Here is a 16,612-nt window from a genome sequence, read left to right on the forward strand (position 1 = left end):
GGCCATCGCCGATGACGCGCGGTGCTATTCTCGCCGCGTGAGTGACCGTCAGGCTTCGGCCAGACGCGTCGCGGTCTCGCGATAGTCGTGCAGTGGGCGGCCGAGCAGTCGGGTCAACCGTTCGCGATCGCCCTCGTGCGGGATCATGCCGTCGCTGACGTAGCGCTCCGCCATCAGCCGCATCTCATAGGCGGTCCAGCGCGGCATGAAGGTCGCCATGTTCTGCTCGAAGCCGCTCGGATCGTCGCCGCCGTAGACGATCGGGCGGCCGAGCACGTCGGACCAGATCGCCGCGACATCCGCGCCGGTCAGCGTCTCTGGACCGACCAGGTTGATCGTCTCGGGCGGCAGCTTGGCGGGGGCGCGCTCGCGGCGGATCAGCTCGATCGCGGCGGCCTCGGCGATGTCGCGCGCGTCGACCATCGCCACGCCCTTGCCGCCGATCGGCATGGGGTAGACGCCGTGCTGCAGGATCACGTCCTTCACCATCGCCTCGTTGTCGATGAAATAGGTCGGCCGCAGGATCGTCGCGCCCGCGTCCATCGCCGCCAGCATCCGCTCGGCACCCGACTTGACCGCGAAATGCGGGACGTTGACCGCCTCGTCCGCGCCGAACACGGAGAGATAGACGATGCGGTCGATCCCGGCCTCGCGCGCGAGGTTGAGCGTGATGATCGCCTGGGTAAATTCGTCGCCCGTGACGGCGTTGAGCAGGAACAGCGTGCTCACCCCGGTGAGCGCGGCGCGCAGCGAATCGATGTCGAGCAGGTCGCCCTTCGCGACCTCGACCGCGGCGGGGAAACTCGCCTTGGCGGGATCGCGCGTCAGGACGCGGACCTCGGCGTTGCGGGCGAGCAGCTGATTGACGACGTGCTGGCCGACGCGGCCGGTGGCACCGATGACGAGAATGGTCATGAGAGGTCTCCTTCGTGTGTCGTGCTGACGAAGGCGAAGATGCGTGTTCCATGATCGACCGAATAGACGCGTATTCTAGACGATCCGTCTTGTTGGTGGAACGATAGCGCACCCGAAGGACCATGAACGGTGGAAGAAGACCCGCCTCGGATCGGGTCGCCCGAGCGGGTCGGGCGGCGCGGAGGCGCGTCGCATGAGCGCACCGCCGGTCGCGGCGCGTGAGTGGGGAAGAGCGTGGTGGTCCGCGCCGTCCGTCGTCCGAGCGACGGACCGGCCGCTCACCATTGCCGGCGGAAGCCTCGGATCGCCGCCACGGAGTCGCGGCGGGCGCGTCGTGTCGGGGGGGTGAGATCGGCCAGCGCCGACGATGGACTGGTGTCGGCCAGCGTCGCCGGCTCGAGCGAGGGCGCCGGCGGCGCCGCGACCGGGACGGGACCGGGTTCGAGCGCGCCGACCATCTGATCCGTGAGCGCGATCAGGGCCGGGCGTGGCCCATCGTCGGGCCGGGCTGGCCGGAACGGTGGCGGCGATACACGCGCGTCGGCAGTGGCGAGCGCCCGCCGCGGCGCGGGCAGGCGCGACGCCTTGTCCGCGACGGTGGACGCGGGAGCGAGTGGCGCGACCGAGGCGCTGACCGACACGCTTGCGCTCACCGGCTCGCGCGGGCGCGCCTCCGGCCGCGCCGCCCGATCGCGCGGCGCGTCGCGCGGCTGACCGCGCTCGATCGTCACGAAGGCGAGGCCGCCGATCGCCACCGCGGCGGCGAGCCCGAGCGTCGCCGAGGCGCGGCGCGACGCAGCGAGCGCGTGGGCGAGTGCGCGCGGCGCGGCGGCCGCGGGCTCGGCACCGCTGCTCGCTGCGCCGGGTCTACCCAGCACGGAGAGCAGCGCGGCGTCGAGTTCCTCGTCGTCGAAGACGGTCGGCGGGTTGGTCATCGCGCGACCACCGCGTCCAGGCGACCGCTCGCGCTCGCGCGCTCGCCCATCGCGTCGACCGGCGCGGTGCCCTCCTGCTCCGCCTGCAGGAACCAGCGCTCGCCGCGCTCCAGCCCCATCGCGGTGAGCCGGCTGGTGCGATAGGCACCGGTGTCGATCCCGATGCGGTTGCCGCGCACCTCGGGGCCGTCCTCGGCGATGGTGTGGCCATGGACCACGGTGACTCCGTGATCGTCCTCGGCCTCGAGGAACTCCTGGCCGATCCACAACAGGTCACGCGGCACCTGGCGATCGAGCGCGACGCCGGGACGGATGCCGGCATGGACGAAGAGATGATCCTCGTGGCGCAGCGAGAGCGGCAGCTGCGCGAGCCAGTCGATCACGTCGCGGCCGACCAGCCGCGCCGCGGCGCGCAGCTCGCGCAGCCCCGGCAACCCCCCGGTCACCTCGGGTGTGGCGCCCCAACTGAGCAGCGTCTCGCGCCCGCCGAAGTCGAGCCAGGCGCGGTACGCCCAGAGGTCGCCGCGCAGTGCGTGCACCATCATCTCCTCATGATTGCCTTTGAGCACGGTGAAGCGCGGGTTGAGCTGGCTGAGCCGCAGGCAGCCGCGCACCAGCCGCGCGCTGTCGGGCCCGCGATCGACGAGGTCGCCGAGTAGGACGATCCGCGTCGTGGCCGGCCCGCGCGCGGCATGGTCGCGCTCGATCAGGCGCATCAGTGCCCGGAACAGGTCGAAGCGGCCGTGCAGGTCGCCGATCGCGTAGATCCGGTCCGCCTCGCCCGCGTGCTCGCCGCCGCTCACCCCATCGTCACCCTCGCGCCCGCGCGCTCACTCACGCGCCCGTGACAGGCCCACCGAGACGGCGAGGCCCGCCGAGAAGCTCGCCGCACCGCGCGACAGCCCCGCCGTCGTGAACCCGGTCAGGCGCAGCGGTGTTCCCGCGAGCCGCGTCGACGCGCCCGCGAACAGCTCGTGCGAGTCCTCGACCAGCCGCGTCGCCGCGCGCGCGTAATGATAGGAGGTGAGCAGATAGGCGTCCGGCCCGATGGCGAAGGAGGCGCCGACCGAGGCCGCCGGGCCGTCGCGCAGCTCGTACAGCGCCGTGTCGCCGAGGAAGCGGTAGGTCACCGAGACGAACGGGGTAAGCGCGCCCAGCGGCAGCGACGCGTCGGCGCCGAGAGCATAGTCGTTCTCGCCGCTGGACAGGCCGCTGCCCCGCGTCGCCGTGTTGATCTTGGCGCGTCCCGACAGCTCGATCTCGACCGGGCTGCCCGATGGGGCGATCGTGTAGGCGGCGCCGAGCGTCAGATCGCCGAGACCCTCGGCGGTGCGCTTCACCGCGGAGGTGTTGGGTGCGACCAGCACCGGGGTGGCGTCGATCCCGGTGAAGACGGTCGAGCGGCTGCGGATCCGCATCCACGGCAGCGAGGCCGAGAGCGTGAGATCGTTCAGCCGCAGCCGGGCGCCCAAAGCGGAGCTCCAGATCGTCGTCGTCGAACCGGTGCCGAAATCGCCCTCGCCGTAGATGCCGCCGAGCGACACGTCGAGCGCGGCGTCGTCGCGACCGAGCCGCTCCATCGCCTGCGGCACGGTGGCGGCGGAGACCGAGGTGTTCGCGCTCGACGGCGAGATCGCGCTGGTGCCGTCGTAGCGCACAGGGCGATCGGGCGGCTCGAGCGCCTGGCTCGCCGCCGGCGTGGCAAGAGCGCAGATGGCGAGCGCGGCGAGTACCGTTCTGTCGTGGGTCATCGGGCTCTCCCTGAGGGCGGCGTCGCGGTGCTCGTCACCGAGTAGGCGCCGGCAGCACCGAATGGTTAATCAACGCCTTACGCCAATGGGCTCAAAGGGAAACAGGATTGATCGCCGGCCGAGCGGCGGGTGGCTGGCGGGAAAAGACGAACACGGACGGGCTGGGAGCGGAGCGCGTCGCCGCTCCTCCGTCGCGGTCTAAGGTGCGTTCAGCGCCCGCATGCTCGGTTGCTATCGCCGTGACGTCCGTGTCGACGCCGACCTCCCGACGGGCGCTTATGGTTCATTATGAGACATATGCTTCGCCGGCCGCTGCGGCAGCACGACGATGAGCAGGACGATCGCGGCGGCCAGCGCCATGCTCGCGATCGGACGACTCAGTCCGAGCCCGCCGTGCGCGGTCGGCTTGTCGACGTAGTCGCCCACAGTCGCGCCGAGCGGTCGCGTGAGGATGAACGCGGTCCAGAACAGCAGCACGCGCGGTACCCGCGTTCGCCAGTACAGCAGCGCGGCGGCCGCGAGCAGCGCCCCGAACACCAGTGCGGCACCGTCATAGCCCAGCCCCGAGCCCGCGACCCAGTCGCCCAGCGCGGTGCCGAGCGTCTGCGAGCAGGTGATCGTCAACCAGTAGAAGCGCTCGCTCCGCCGGTCCGCGACAGCGCCGATGTCGACGCTCCCGGTGCTCCGTCGCCACAACAGCAGCGCGGCGGTTACCAGCGCGACCAGCAGCAGCGCACCGCCGGCATAGCCGAGGCCGAGCGAGCGGGTCGCGAAATCCGCCAGCGTCGTCCCCGCCGTCGTCGAGGCAAGGATCGTCGCCCAGTAGAGCCAGGGGTCGAGCCGTCGCGCGCGCACCTGCAGCGCGACGAGCACGACGAGGAGCAGGCCGAAGATGGCGGTGCCGACGAGATAACCGTTCAACCCCGACGCACCAGCATCCGGACTGGTCTCGCCCAGCCAGCTCATCGAGACCGTGTCTCCCCCGGTCTCGCCCAGGGTCGTCGCCAGGATCTTGATGGTCCAATAGCCCAGCGTGACCGCGGGGACCTTGGCAACGGCACGGCGGGGATCGTCGGTCATGCGCGGCTCCTCGAGCGCGCGGCGCCCGCTCGTTCAGCGCCGCTCTACACCCGTCTGGCCGTGCGCACGATGCGGCGGCAGCGCGGTGCTCCTCGGCGCGGGAGCGCTGATCACCGCGCGATACCAACGCCGGTTAAGGTGCGTCTTTAGGGAGAGTAGATAGTTGCTGCGCATGAGGAAGTTATGGCGCGTTTGATCCACCGGCTGCGGCAGCTGCGACACCCCGACGAGCGGATCACCGCGGCGGTGCGCGCCACGCTGGTCGGATCGCTCTATGCCTCGCCGCAGTCGCTCGTGATCGGCGCGCTGACGAGCAGCGTCATCGCCGCGGTGGTCGCCGCGGTCAGTCGCGACGAGTGGCTCGCCGGCTGCGCGGTGATGATCGGGACGGTCGGCGTGGTGCGGATCGTCGACGCGGTGCGACTTCACCGCCAGGCGGTCGCGGGGGCGACGGTGCGCCGGCAGGAGCGCGGCTACCGCCTCGGCGCTCTGAGCTACGCCGGGCTGCTCGGGCTGTTCGGGCTGCTCACGCTCACCCGCACCGACGATGGCGTGCTCCAGCTGCTCGCGGTCACCACCGCGATCGGCTACGCCGCCGGCATCGCCGGACGCAACGCCGGCCGGCCGTCGATCGCGCTCAGCCAGCTGTGCGGCGCCTCGCTGCCGCTGGTCGTGGGCCTGCTGATCGCGCTCGATCCGCTCAAGGCGGTCCTGGCGGCGGTCATCCTGCTGTTCGTCGTGGCGATGATGGAGATCACGCTGCAGACCTACGAGACGATCCTGCGCGCCGTCGTCGTCTCTCACGAGAAAGCGGCGCTGGCCGAGCACAATGCCAGCATGGCGCGGCGCGACGACCTGACCGGGCTGGCCAATCGCACCGCGTTCCGCGAGCAGTTCGAAGCGCGGCTTGCCGCGGCGAAGGCGAACGGGGGCGCGCTGGCCTTGCTGTGGCTGGACCTCGACCGCTTCAAGGAGGTCAACGACACGTTCGGGCATCTCGCCGGCAACGCGCTGCTGGTCGCGGTGGCGGAGCGGCTGCGGCGCACCTTCGCCGACTGCGGTACGGTGGCGCGGCTGGGCGGCGACGAGTTCGCGATCGTCTGCGCGCTCGACAGCCCCGACGAGGCGGTCGCGATCGGGCGGCGGCTGCTGGAGGTGGTCGGGGAGCCGGCGCAGTGCGACGGGCACCGGCTGCGCTCCAGCGTCTCGGTCGGGGTCGCGGTGGCGCCGCGTGACGGGGGCGACGCCGACACGCTCCTCAAGAACGCCGACCTGGCCCTGTATCGCGCGAAGGAGAGCGGGCGCGGGCAGATGTCGCTGTACGAGCCGGCGATGGACGAGAAGATCGAGCGCCGGCGCCAGCTCGCCGCCGAGCTGCACGGCGCGCTGGAACGCGGCGAGTTCCATCTCGTCTACCAGCCGATCTACGACCTCGCGGGCGAGCGGATCAGCTCGTGCGAGGCGCTGTTGCGCTGGACCAATCGCCGCCACGGCGCGGTGTCGCCGGCCGAGTTCATCCCGATCGCGGAGGACAACGGCCAGATCGTCGCGATCGGCAATTGGGTGCTCCACCAGGCCTGCCGCACCGCGAGCGAGTGGCCGGCGCACGTCTCGATCGCAGCGAACCTGTCGCCGGTGCAGCTGCGCGCGAGCAACCTGCCAGCGGTGGTGATCAGCGCGCTCGACTCGACGGGGCTGGCGCCGCAGCGGCTCCACCTCGAGGTGACCGAGTCGGTACTGCTCGAGGATGTCGACTCCTCGCTCGCCGCGCTCAAGGCGCTCAACCGGCTGGCGGTGAACACCACGCTCGACGATTTCGGCACGGGCTATTCGGCGCTGAGTTATCTCACCCGCTTCCCGTTCCAGACGCTCAAGATCGACCGGTCCTTCATCACCGACCTGGACCACAGCCCGGCGTCGATCGCGATCGTGCAGACCGTGGTCGACCTCGCTGCGAAGCTGGGCATGCGCACCGTCGCGGAGGGTGTGGAGACGGCGGCGCAGCTCGATCAGCTGCGCCGCACGCGCTGTGACGCGGTACAGGGCTATCTGCTCGCGCGGCCGATGCCGGCGGACATGGTCGCCGCCATGTTCGCCGGCACGCGGCTGCGCGCGGGGACCGCCTAGGCAGCGGCGCGCTCGAGTAGGCGCGTCTGCGCGCCGGTCAGCCGCCGCATCAGCTTGAGGTCCGTCTCGGTCAGCCGCAGCGCGGCGTCGGCCCATAGATCGACCACGGCCTCCAGCTCGGCGAGCGGCAGCGGGTTCACCGCGCGCGACGCCTCGTAGATCGCGCAGTGCGCGCTGTGCCGGCGGCGGTTCTGGCGGATATAGTCCGCCACCATGCCGCGCCCCGCGCCCGGCTCGGCGAGCGCGTGGACGAGCCCCATCTCGTACAGCTCTTCGGCGCCGTAGGTCCGCCCGCTCAGGATCATCTGCTCGGCGCGCGCGGCGCCGAGCCGGCGCGACAGGAAGCAGTGCGCGCCCATGCCCGGGAACAGGCCGAACAGCGTCTCGGGCAGGCCGAAGTTCGCGCCGCGCTCGGCGATGACGACGTTGAACGACAGCAATGCCTCGAAGCCGCCGCCCAGGGCGTCGCCCTCGACCAGCCCGATCGTCACGATCGGCCGGTCGAGCCCGGTCATGTTGCGGTGGAGGATCTGCACGCAGGCGCGGCCGTAGCGCACCAGCGACTCGCGGTCGCCCGCCCGGATATGCTGTGCGAACAGATCGAGGTCGCCGCCGAGCGAGAAGACGCGGGGGAAGCGCGAGCCGAGCACGAGGTAGCGGATCGGCATCGCGCCGCTGGCGCAGGCGAGCTCGATGTCCTCCTGCCAGGAGACGAAGTCGCGCAGCAGGTCGGGGTTGAAGCTCGGCCGCGTGCGCGGGCGCATATAGGTCCACAGCGTCTCCAGCGCCGGGTCGAAGCTCACGTCGAGCTGGTCGAGCTGGAACAGCGGCCGCGCGCCCGGGGCGGGCGAGTCGGCCTGCTGGAGGCGGTGGTGCGGCCCGGGGACGACCGGAGGATATTCGACAGTCATGGTGTTTTCCTCTTCTCGTACAGCGCTCTGCTGCGTGAGAAGAATATCCCGGAGCGCTCGCGGATGCTGGCGCTGTTATGTGTCCCCCGATGGTCCGTCAGTCGTTTCCTGCAGCGCGACCACTTCGAAGTCGAACGATCGCCATCCGCGTTGCTTCGCCGCCTCCTCCGCCGGTACCCGTTTGGCGAGCGCCGCGCGTCGCGAAGATTCATGTCCCCAGAACACCTCGGTGCGCCCGTTCTGAAGCTGCGCGACGATACGCCAGTAGTGCGTCAGCGGCGCCGCGGTCGGCCCGATCGTCTTGACGTAGCCGTCGGAGAGCGTCGCGATCAGGTAACGTTTTCTCTTCGCCATGACGGCATGCTGCCTTTCACCCCGGATCAGGCCGATAACGTTCGTGCCCCCGTCGCTCCTGCCCAGGCAGGAGCCCAGAGTCACCGAAGTGACCCATCGTGGCGCCTCCGGCGCGCGCAGGGGTGCGGCCTCGTAGGGAAGGCGCCGCTGGACAGCGCCGACGCGGGCGCCTATCGGGCGCGCCGTCACGGCCTCTTCCGGGTTTCCGGCCGCGGACACCTCCACCGAGCCCGCGAGAAGGAACCTCCTCATGGCGTGGCTCATCCTCGGCGTTGCCGTCGTCACCGAGATCATCTGGGCGCTCAGCCTGAAGTGGGCGGCGATGCGCCCCGGCGTGCTTGTCTCAACGATCCCGATCGCGCTCAGCTTCGTCAACATGGGGCTGCTCGCGCTGGCGATGCGCGGCCTGCCGGCGGGCACCGCCTATGCGGTATGGACCGGGCTCGGCGCTGTGGGCGTGACGCTCCTCGGCGTCGTGCTGTTCGGCGAGACGCTCAACCTGGCGCAGATCGGCTTCATCACGCTGATCATCGTCGGGGTCGTCGGCACCAAGTTCTTCGCCTCGGCCTGAGCAGAGCCAGCCGCGCCGGCGCCAGGTCGGGCCGATGTCGGGAGCTGGGGCCGCGCCCTGGTCCCGTTCCGCCGGGCACGAGCGCGCGACGAGCGCTTTCCTCAGGCGCTCCTAATCCATATTAGGAATGTGCGGCGTCGAGTCGATCGCCGCGGGGGAAAACCGAGACTTGCCCGACTTCAAGGAAGAAGCGCGAATCATCCGCGAGCTGGTGCGTGCGGGGAACGGGCCGGACCCCTTCTCCTCGGCCGTTCGCGCCACGCGCATGCCGATGCTGATCACCAACCCGCGCCAGCCGGACAATCCGATCGTCTTCGCCAATGCCTCCTTCGCGCGGCTGACCGGCTACGCCCGCGCCGAGATCATCGGCAAGAACTGCCGCTTTCTTCAGGGCCCCGCGACCGACCGCGGCGAAGTGGCGCGGCTGCGCGCCGCGATCGACCTGCGTCAGCCGATCGAACTCGAGCTGCTCAATTACCGCAAGGATGGCACCACCTTCTGGAACCGGCTGCTGGTGTCGCCGGTGTTCAGCGACGACGGCGTGCTGACCTTCTTCTTCGCCTCGCAGTTCGATGTCACCCCCGAGCGCGAGCGCGTTGCCCGGCTCGAGCGCGACCGCGCCGAGTTGGAGGCGGAGGTCGCGCGGCGCACCGCCGAGCTACAGGCGAGCGAGCAGCGGCTGCGGCTCGCGTTGGAGGCGGGGCGGCTCGGCACCTGGAGCCTGAACCTCGAGACGCGCCACCTGATCGCGTCCGACAGCTGCAAGGCGATCTGCGGCCGCCGCCCCGGCGACTCGCTCAGCTTGGAGGAGTTGCAGGCGACCATCCACCCCGACGACCGCGCGATGCAGGCCGCCGCGATCGAGCGCGCGATCAGCGAGGGCACGATGCTCGATGCGGAATATCGCCTCGCCTTGCCGTCGGGCGAGGAGCGCTGGGTGCAGGTTCGGGGCCAGGCCAACCATCGTGCCGACGGCACGCCGATCACGCTGGTCGGCACCACGCAGGACATCACCGAGCGCCGGCGCGACCAGGGCCATCGCGCACTTCTGGCACGTGAGCTCAGCCACCGCGTCAAGAACACGCTCACCTCGCTCCAGGCCGTGGTGGCGCAGACGATCCGCCGCGCCAGCTCGCTCGAGGACGCGGGCGAGTCGATCGCGGCGCGGATCCAAGCGATGGCGGCGGCGAACGAGCTGCTCGTCAGCGAGGACTTCGCCAGCGCCTCGGTGCGCGACCTGCTCGAGCGCACGTTGGCGCCCTTCGGCATCGACGACGGCCAGCGTTTCGTGCTGAACGGCCCGGCGATGAGCCTGCCGCCGCACCTCGTCGTCGCCTTCGCGTTGGCGCTGCACGAGCTGGCGACGAACGCGACCAAATACGGCGCACTCTCCAACGCCGGGGGCGTGGTGGAGGTGACGTGGGAGCTGATCGATCGGGCCACCCCAGCGCTGCTGCGGCTGAACTGGACCGAGCGCGCCGCGCCCGCCCGTGGTCGCGCCCGAGCGCAGCGGCTTCGGCACGCAGCTGATCCGGCGCGTGCTCGCCAGCGAGGCGGGGGGCCGCGCCGAGATCGACTATCGACCCGAGGGCGTGGTGTTCACCGCGGTGCTGCCGCTGTCGCTGGACTAGGTCCGCTCGGTGGTCCCACGCTGGTAAGCGCCTTCCCTTCGCGGTTCGTTGCGGAACTCCCGTCATCTCGGCCTCGAGCCGCGATCCGTCGTGCCGCTCACGCCTAAGTCATCGCTCTTGCTGAACCATCGCCCCCGGCTCAGGGCCGGGATGACGATCGTGGGGAGCGCGTTCACGACGATGAACCGACCCCCGAAGGCGGGGGTGACTGCAGGCCTCTAGCCTGACCGTCTCGTCGGGGCATCGAACGCGGGCCGCCGGGCGAGCGGCGAGACTCCGCTTCTCCGCCGCGTCAGATCTGCGAGTAGGCGGTCGGGCTGAGGATCTGGTTGTCGGCGGCCGAGGTGATCTCGGGATCGGTCAGGCCGGGCGTGGTGATCAGCTTGCGCCACGCCGGGTCCGAGCCGAACGTCGCCCAGTTGCGCTCGCGCGTCGCCAGGTCGGGGAAGGTGAGCAGGTAGGTCAGGCTCGGCAGGTGCGCGCCGGTCAGGTCCTGCGCGAAGAAGACCGGGGTCAGCCCGGTACGGCGGAAGATGTCGATCTCGCCGCCGGTGTCGAACATGCCGATCTTGGTGGTGCCCGCGCGCTCGTTGTGGCTGTAATAAGTGCGCAGCTCGAAGATGCGCCCCTTGTTGCCGGCGGCTGCGGCGGGCAGCTCGATCCGCGGGAAGTGCGGGAAGGCGCGCATCAGCTTGACGTCGAGCGCCACGAAGGGCGGCGCGTCCGGCGTGGTGCCGAGGAAGGGTGCCGCCGCGGCGGTGTAGCGCGCGTCGGCGGCGAGCCGGTCGGGCAGGGCGGCGAAGTCGGCGATCGTCGGGTGCGGCACCAGCACCTGGAGCCCCGGCGTGCCATAGCCGATCGCGACCGTGAACACGCCGATCGGCCCGCAGCCGGCGCGGCGGGCGGCGGGGATGAAGGCCTCGCGCAGATAGGTGTCGAGCCGCTCGCGCATGGGCCCGCGCACCAGGTGATAGGTGCGCAGCTCATAGACTTCTGGCGCGGTCGTCGCGACGGCGCGCTGCGCGCTCGCCGCGCCGCTCGCCAGCGTCATGCCGCCGATAGCAGCTCCCGCGAGCAGCGAGCGTCGTTGGATCGCCTGCGTCATTCTTTCCTCTCCCCGGCCCGAATGCCCGTAGGAGCCGAAAAGACTGGCTCCGTCAATCCGTTACGCCGAGCTAGCGATCGTGATCGGTCGTCCGCGCGGGCGCTGTGGGCACCGACGGCGAACGCCTTCGTCAAGACGGTCGATCCCGACACGAGCGCGACACCCAGGACCGCAGCCGCCACGCGCCGGGGGCGGGATAATCGGGACCGCTGCGAGCGGGACGGTCGTGGCGATCTTCGCGGCGGGCAGGGGAGGTGAGGGCGAGGCGCCGGCCGGCACCTCGCCCCGCGATCACTTGCCGCGCAGCGTGTTGATCAGCGCGATCCCGAGCACGCCGCCCATCGCCGCGGCGGTGAACGGCCGCTCGTGGATGAACTGGCGCGCATAGTCGATCGCGGGGCGGATCGTGTCCTCCACCGCATTCTTGGCCTCGCCGTAGCTCTGCCGCGCCTGGCCGCCGAGCTGATCGGCCTTGCCCTCGGCGCGCAGGGTCTTGTCGCCGGCGGCGTTGCCCAGCCCTTCCTTGATCTTGCCGCCGAGGTCGGTCGCGGCGCCGGCGAACGTATCGGTGTTCATCATTCGTCTCCTTCGTTGAAGTGCGGGGTGAGCGGCGCGGGACGCGGTGCCGCGGTGTGCTCCTTCGGCGGTGCCGTCGTCAGGTCGCGCCCGGTCGCGTCAGGCTCGAGCAGCCGCGCCACGACGCGCCCTGCCGCCTCGCGGCCGCCGAGCCCGAAGGCGAGCGCCGCGGCGACCGCGACCGCGCCGAGGAGGAGTCCGAACGCCATGTTGATGATGTCGTCGGCCAGGCCCATGAAGCGCAGCCCGATCGCGGTGCCGAGCACGATGATCGCGACCCGTACCAGCGGCGCCGCGGCGCGCGCGCCGCTCTGCCCCTCGACCACCCGGGCGACGAGCCGCGCGACGATCACCGCGGCGAAGATGATGATCGAGCCGAACACCACCTGGCCGAACAGCGCCAGCACCTCGGCCATGATGCGCGAGCCATAAGCGAAGTCGAGCTGGCGGAAGGCTTCCATCAGGCCGAAGATCAGCACCGCGACGAACGCGCCCCTGCCGACCAGCGCGGAGGGACGAAGATCGGCGCGCGCCGCACCCAGCTCGCTCGCGGTCGCCTGCGACCACAGGCCGGTGGCGCCGATCGCGCGATCGAAGCCGGTGGTGCCGAGGAACTGGGTCAGCAGCCGTGACGCGAACTTGCCGATGGCATAGGCGACCGCGAGGATCAGCGCGGCGGCGATGACGTGCGGGATCGCGTCGAGGATCAGCCGCAGCATCGCGGTGGCGGGCTGCGAGATCGCGGCGATGTTGAGCGTGTCCAGCGCGGCGATCGCGACCGGGATGATGATCAGCGCGAAGACGATCGCGCCGAGCGTGCGCGGCAGCATCGACGGGTCGCTCGGCGCGCCGTCGCCCAGGCTGGTGGAGAAGCGCTCGACGTGGCTGGCCGTGACCACCGCCTCGACCGCCTTGCGCGCCACCTTGGCGAGCACATAGCCGAGGAAGGAGATCAGGCTGGCGCCGATGATGTGCGGCACCGCGTGGCCGAAGCCGCGCAGCATGTCGCCGAGCGGCCCGGTTGCGCCGGTCAGCCCGAGCGGCTGGGCCGCGAGGAACAGCGCGATCAGCAGCACGATCCAATAGGCCGCGTCACCGACCTGCACGCCGATGCTGTCGGGGTGGCGCTCGCCGAGGTTGGCGGCGTTGGCGTGGCGCGCCAGCGGGGTGCGATTGACCAGCTTGGCCACCGCCCATTTGATCGCGCGCGCGGCGACCCAGCCGATCAGCAGGATGACGAGCGCCGCCAGGATGCGCGGGCCCCATTCCTCGACATAATAGAGCAGGCGCGAGCCGATCTCCCGGCCGTTCGAGACGACCTGACCGCCCGCATAGGTGACGTCGTTCATGGGTTGGGATGCCCTTCTGTAGAGTGAGACCGCGCGTCAGAGCGCGGGCGGCGCGGTGACGATGCCGCAGCCCGCGGCGGCGCGGGCGACCTCGAGCGGGACCTTGGGATCCTTCACCTGACCCGCGACGCGGACGAAGTCGCTGATGGTGAGGCGCCCGGGCGTGGTGTCGCCCTCGCGCGCGGCGCGCGCGGCGCGGCCGAGCTGCTGCAACTGCCCGAGCGAGAGATGTTTCTCGAGGTGCTCGCCGACGCAGGTCGATTGGTCGGGCGCGAGGCCGTAGCCCTCCAGCGACGACGCGATCCGCGCCGACGGGTCGACGCACGCCGACGTCGCGCCGAGCAGGGCCAAGCAGAGTGCGGCCGCTACGAAAGGTCTCATGGTATATCTCCCCTGTCGAGAGAAGAACCACGTTAACCTAGATTGTTTCCTGGTAGTTATGCACCAGCGGCGTCGTCATTTTTACTTGCCGCGGAGAGCGGCGGGGTAGGAAGGGCGACTGCCCCCGCGCGTGACAGGCGCCGGATGATCTCTGCCGTTTGAAGCGCAAGCGTACGATCTATCTGGCGTGAACCAGCGGAGTGCTCCTGCGCACGCAGGAGCCCAGAGCGCTGGCGTCACGCCTGCGGCTCCGGGTTCCGGCGTTCGCCGGAGCACGATCCCACGCGACGGACCACATTGTAGCGGGCTATCGCGCGGCAGGAGCCAAGGTGGCGCGCATGCGCGGCGCCGCGCGGTACGCCGGCGTGCGCCGGAGCACGCTTTCACGCCCCCAGGTCGTGCCGATGCGTCTCCGCGCCGCTCTCCTCACACGTCGAGGTTGGCGACGCTCAGCGCATTCTCCTGGATGAACTCGCGGCGCGGCTCGACCACGTCCCCCATCAGCCGGGTGAAGATCTCGTCGGCCACGTCGGCCTGGTCGATCGCCACCTTGAGCATCGAGCGGTTCGACGGATCGAGCGTGGTCTCCCACAATTGCTCGGCGTTCATCTCGCCCAGCCCCTTGTAGCGCTGGATCGCCAGTCCCTTGCGCCCGGCCGCCAGGATCGCGTCGAGCAGCTGCGACGGGCGCGCGACGAGCGACTCGCCACGCCCGACCGTCACCGTCTCCTCACCCTCCTCGTCGGTGGCGACCGCGTCGGCCGGCGTCTCGACCGTGCTGCCCTTTACCGGCACCAGCTTGGAGGCGTGCGCGAAGCTCTCGGCCTGTTCGGCGGCGAGCGTGTGGAGCTTGCGCGCCTCGGCCGAGGCGAGGAAGGCCGCCTCGACGATATGGTGGTCGGTCACGCCGCGCCACAGCCGCTCGAAGTGGATGCCGCCCTCGTCGGTCAGTCGCGCGCTCCACGTCGCCTCACTGTCGCCCTGGTCGAGCCGGCGCGTCACCTCGGCCACCGCGGCGGCACGCGCCTCGCGCGTCAGCTCGGGTGCGAGCGCACCGCCCAGCGCGAGCGTCTCGATGATCACCGGATCGTAGCGGCGCGGCACGTAGCGCATCAGCGTCCGCATCCGACGCGCATGCTCCACCAGCGGACGCAGGTGCGCGCCGGTCAGCGCCTCTCCGCCGCGGTCGAGCGCCATCGCGGTGAGCCCGGCGTCGACGAGATATTCGTCGAGCGCGGCGTCATCCTTGAGGTACACCTCGGATCGCCCGCGCGTCGCTTTGTAGAGCGGCGGCTGCGCGATGTAGAGGTGCCCCGCCTCGATGATCTCGGGCATCTGGCGATAGAAGAAGGTCAGCAGCAGCGTACGGATGTGTGCGCCGTCGACGTCCGCGTCGGTCATGATGACAATCTTGTGATAGCGCAGCTTGGTCAGGTTGAAGTCGTCGCGGCCGATGCCGGTGCCCATCGCCTGGATCAGCGTGCCGATCTCCTTCGAGCCCAGCATCCGGTCGAAGCGAGCGCGCTCGACGTTGAGGATCTTGCCCCGCAAGGGGAGGATCGCCTGGAAGTGGCGGTCCCGCCCCTGCTTGGCCGAGCCGCCGGCGGAGTCGCCCTCCACGAGGAACAGCTCGGACTTGGCGGGATCGCGCTCCTGGCAGTCGGCCAGCTTGCCGGGCAGCGAGGCGATGTCCATCACGCCCTTGCGCCGCGTCAGCTCGCGCGCCCGCTTCGCCGCCTCCCGCGCGGCGGCGGCGTCGATGATCTTGCCGACGATCGCGCGCGCGTGCTGCGGGTTCTCCTCGAGCCACTCGGCCATCTTGTCGGCCATCAGGCTCTCGAGCGGCTGGCGCACCTCGGACGAGACGAGCTTGTCCTTGGTCTGCGAGCTGAACTTGGGGTCGGGCAGCTTGACCGAGACGATGGCGGTGAGTCCCTCGCGCATGTCGTCGCCGGTGAGGCTGACCTTCTCCTTCTTCAACAGGCCCGACTTCTCCGCGTAATTGTTGAGCGTGCGGGTCAGCGCGGCGCGGAAGGCGGCGATGTGCGTGCCGCCGTCGCGCTGCGGGATGTTGTTGGTGAAGGCGAGGACGTTCTCGTAATAAGAGTCGTTCCACTCCAGCGCGACGTCGATCCCGATCTGGTCGCGCATCCCCGACACCGAGATCGGGTCCGGGAACAGCGGCTGCTTGTTACGATCCAGCCACTTCACGAACGCGGCGATGCCGCCCTCGTAGAACAGCTCGACCTGCTTGGGCTCCTCGTGACGCGCGTCGGTGAGGAAGAGCCGCACGCCAGAGTTGAGGAAGGCGAGTTCGCGATAGCGGTGCTCGAGCTTGTCGAAGTCGAACTCGGTGATCTTGAACGTGGCGGGGGAGGGGAGGAAGGTGACACGCGTCCCCTTCTTGCCGTCGGCCGTGCCGACCACCTCGAGCGGCGCCACCGCGTCGCCATGCGCGAAGCGCATGTAATGCTCCTCGCCGTCGCGCCAGATCGTCAGATCGAGCCACTCCGACAGCGCGTTGACCACCGAGACGCCGACGCCGTGGAGCCCGCCCGAGACCTTGTAGGCGTTGTCGTCGCTGGTGTTCTCGAACTTACCGCCGGCGTGGAGCTGGGTCATGATGACCTCGGCGGCGGAGACGCCCTCCTCGGGGTGGATGCCGGTGGGGATGCCGCGGCCGTTGTCGGTCACCGAGACCGAACCGTCGGCGTTGAGCGAGATGTCGATCCGGTCGCAATGGCCGGCGAGCGCCTCGTCGATCGCGTTATCGCTCACCTCGAACACCATGTGGTGGAGGCCCGAGCCGTCGTCGGTGTCGCCGATATACATGCCGGGACGCTTGCGCACCGCGTCCAGGCCCTTCAGCACCTTGATCGAGGAGGCGCCGTACTCGCTGGAATTCTGCTGTTCTGCCATAGCGGGC

General features: G+C 70.4%; 15 protein-coding genes. 3 read left to right on the top strand and 12 right to left on the bottom strand.

What is annotated here, in order from left to right:
• Positions 1-48: 48 nt before the first annotated feature.
• The 5 genes from FHY05_RS09640 to FHY05_RS09660 form a co-directional block, all read right to left on the bottom strand.
• Entirely contained in the window at positions 49-915 is an 867-nt protein-coding gene (locus FHY05_RS09640) for an SDR family oxidoreductase (RefSeq protein ID WP_183944173.1), read from the bottom strand.
• A 278-nt stretch (positions 916-1,193) separates the two neighbouring features.
• A complete protein-coding gene (locus FHY05_RS09645; RefSeq protein WP_183944174.1) occupies positions 1,194-1,850 on the bottom strand; it encodes a hypothetical protein in 657 nt (218 codons plus the stop codon).
• The gene (locus FHY05_RS09650) at positions 1,847-2,653 is read right to left on the bottom strand and encodes a metallophosphoesterase family protein (protein ID WP_183944175.1); all 807 of its coding nucleotides are present in this window, start codon (positions 2,651-2,653) and stop codon (positions 1,847-1,849) included. Before FHY05_RS09650 ends, FHY05_RS09645 begins: the two co-directional genes overlap by 4 nt.
• Positions 2,654-2,680: 27 nt before the next feature.
• On the bottom strand, positions 2,681-3,601 hold the full coding sequence (locus tag FHY05_RS09655; protein ID WP_183944176.1) for a hypothetical protein: 921 nt from the start codon (positions 3,599-3,601) through the stop codon (positions 2,681-2,683).
• 276 nt (positions 3,602-3,877) lie between these two features.
• Positions 3,878-4,681 carry a hypothetical protein gene (locus tag FHY05_RS09660; RefSeq protein ID WP_183944177.1) on the bottom strand — a complete coding sequence of 268 codons (804 nt, stop codon included), beginning with the start codon at positions 4,679-4,681 and terminating at the stop codon, positions 3,878-3,880.
• A gap of 183 nt (positions 4,682-4,864) precedes the next feature.
• Here FHY05_RS09660 and FHY05_RS09665 point away from each other — a divergent pair, with 183 nt between their 5' ends.
• Positions 4,865-6,808, top strand: a complete 1,944-nt coding sequence (locus FHY05_RS09665) for a bifunctional diguanylate cyclase/phosphodiesterase (protein ID WP_183944178.1) — start codon at positions 4,865-4,867, stop codon at positions 6,806-6,808.
• On the opposite strand, the gene FHY05_RS09670 is transcribed toward FHY05_RS09665, so the two are convergent.
• Positions 6,805-7,719: a crotonase/enoyl-CoA hydratase family protein gene (locus FHY05_RS09670; RefSeq protein ID WP_183944179.1), complete on the bottom strand. Its 915-nt coding sequence runs from the start codon at positions 7,717-7,719 to the stop codon at positions 6,805-6,807. The genes FHY05_RS09665 and FHY05_RS09670 overlap by 4 nt on opposite strands.
• 75 nt (positions 7,720-7,794) lie before the next feature.
• Positions 7,795-8,073, bottom strand: coding sequence for a hypothetical protein (locus FHY05_RS09675; protein WP_183944347.1), 279 nt, complete (start codon positions 8,071-8,073; stop codon positions 7,795-7,797).
• Positions 8,074-8,323: 250 nt separating this feature from the next.
• Here FHY05_RS09675 and FHY05_RS09680 point away from each other — a divergent pair, with 250 nt between their 5' ends.
• Positions 8,324-8,644, top strand: coding sequence for a multidrug efflux SMR transporter (locus tag FHY05_RS09680; RefSeq protein WP_183944180.1), 321 nt, complete (start codon positions 8,324-8,326; stop codon positions 8,642-8,644).
• Between the two features lie 169 nt (positions 8,645-8,813).
• Positions 8,814-10,382 (top strand): PAS domain-containing protein, encoded by a 1,569-nt coding sequence (locus FHY05_RS09685; RefSeq protein WP_260181444.1) that lies wholly within the window; start codon positions 8,814-8,816, stop codon positions 10,380-10,382.
• A 185-nt stretch (positions 10,383-10,567) separates the two neighbouring features.
• Here FHY05_RS09685 and FHY05_RS09690 read toward each other — a convergent pair whose 3' ends face one another.
• From FHY05_RS09690 to gyrB, 5 genes are all read right to left on the bottom strand, one after another.
• On the bottom strand, positions 10,568-11,380 hold the full coding sequence (locus FHY05_RS09690) for an NIPSNAP family protein (protein ID WP_183944181.1): 813 nt from the start codon (positions 11,378-11,380) through the stop codon (positions 10,568-10,570).
• A gap of 291 nt (positions 11,381-11,671) precedes the next feature.
• Positions 11,672-11,956 (bottom strand): CsbD family protein, encoded by a 285-nt coding sequence (locus FHY05_RS09695; protein ID WP_183944182.1) that lies wholly within the window; start codon positions 11,954-11,956, stop codon positions 11,672-11,674.
• On the bottom strand, positions 11,956-13,305 hold the full coding sequence (locus tag FHY05_RS09700) for a mechanosensitive ion channel (protein ID WP_183944183.1): 1,350 nt from the start codon (positions 13,303-13,305) through the stop codon (positions 11,956-11,958). The genes FHY05_RS09695 and FHY05_RS09700 overlap by 1 nt, the downstream gene beginning before the upstream one ends.
• 36 nt (positions 13,306-13,341) lie before the next feature.
• Complete coding sequence (locus tag FHY05_RS09705) at positions 13,342-13,686, bottom strand: hypothetical protein (protein ID WP_183944184.1); 345 nt, start codon at positions 13,684-13,686, stop codon at positions 13,342-13,344.
• 426 nt (positions 13,687-14,112) lie between these two features.
• Positions 14,113-16,605 (bottom strand): DNA topoisomerase (ATP-hydrolyzing) subunit B, encoded by a 2,493-nt coding sequence (gene gyrB / locus FHY05_RS09710; RefSeq protein ID WP_183944185.1) that lies wholly within the window; start codon positions 16,603-16,605, stop codon positions 14,113-14,115.
• Positions 16,606-16,612 lie beyond the last annotated feature (7 nt).

Origin of the sequence: Sphingomonas sp. BK580, assembly GCF_014194975.1 — a bacterium.
Lineage (GTDB): Bacteria > Pseudomonadota > Alphaproteobacteria > Sphingomonadales > Sphingomonadaceae > Sphingomonas.

Coding starts and splice junctions, on each gene's coding strand:
- FHY05_RS09640 (WP_183944173.1), bottom strand. CDS start 915: ATGACCATTCTCGTCATCGGTGCCACCGGCCGCGTCGGCCAGCACGTC.
- FHY05_RS09645 (WP_183944174.1), bottom strand. CDS start 1,850: ATGACCAACCCGCCGACCGTCTTCGACGACGAGGAACTCGACGCCGCG.
- FHY05_RS09655 (WP_183944176.1), bottom strand. CDS start 3,601: ATGACCCACGACAGAACGGTACTCGCCGCGCTCGCCATCTGCGCTCTT.
- FHY05_RS09660 (WP_183944177.1), bottom strand. CDS start 4,681: ATGACCGACGATCCCCGCCGTGCCGTTGCCAAGGTCCCCGCGGTCACG.
- FHY05_RS09665 (WP_183944178.1), top strand. CDS start 4,865: ATGGCGCGTTTGATCCACCGGCTGCGGCAGCTGCGACACCCCGACGAG.
- FHY05_RS09670 (WP_183944179.1), bottom strand. CDS start 7,719: ATGACTGTCGAATATCCTCCGGTCGTCCCCGGGCCGCACCACCGCCTC.
- FHY05_RS09675 (WP_183944347.1), bottom strand. CDS start 8,073: ATGGCGAAGAGAAAACGTTACCTGATCGCGACGCTCTCCGACGGCTAC.
- FHY05_RS09680 (WP_183944180.1), top strand. CDS start 8,324: ATGGCGTGGCTCATCCTCGGCGTTGCCGTCGTCACCGAGATCATCTGG.
- FHY05_RS09690 (WP_183944181.1), bottom strand. CDS start 11,380: ATGACGCAGGCGATCCAACGACGCTCGCTGCTCGCGGGAGCTGCTATC.
- FHY05_RS09695 (WP_183944182.1), bottom strand. CDS start 11,956: ATGAACACCGATACGTTCGCCGGCGCCGCGACCGACCTCGGCGGCAAG.
- FHY05_RS09700 (WP_183944183.1), bottom strand. CDS start 13,305: ATGAACGACGTCACCTATGCGGGCGGTCAGGTCGTCTCGAACGGCCGG.
- FHY05_RS09705 (WP_183944184.1), bottom strand. CDS start 13,686: ATGAGACCTTTCGTAGCGGCCGCACTCTGCTTGGCCCTGCTCGGCGCG.
- gyrB (WP_183944185.1), bottom strand. CDS start 16,605: ATGGCAGAACAGCAGAATTCCAGCGAGTACGGCGCCTCCTCGATCAAG.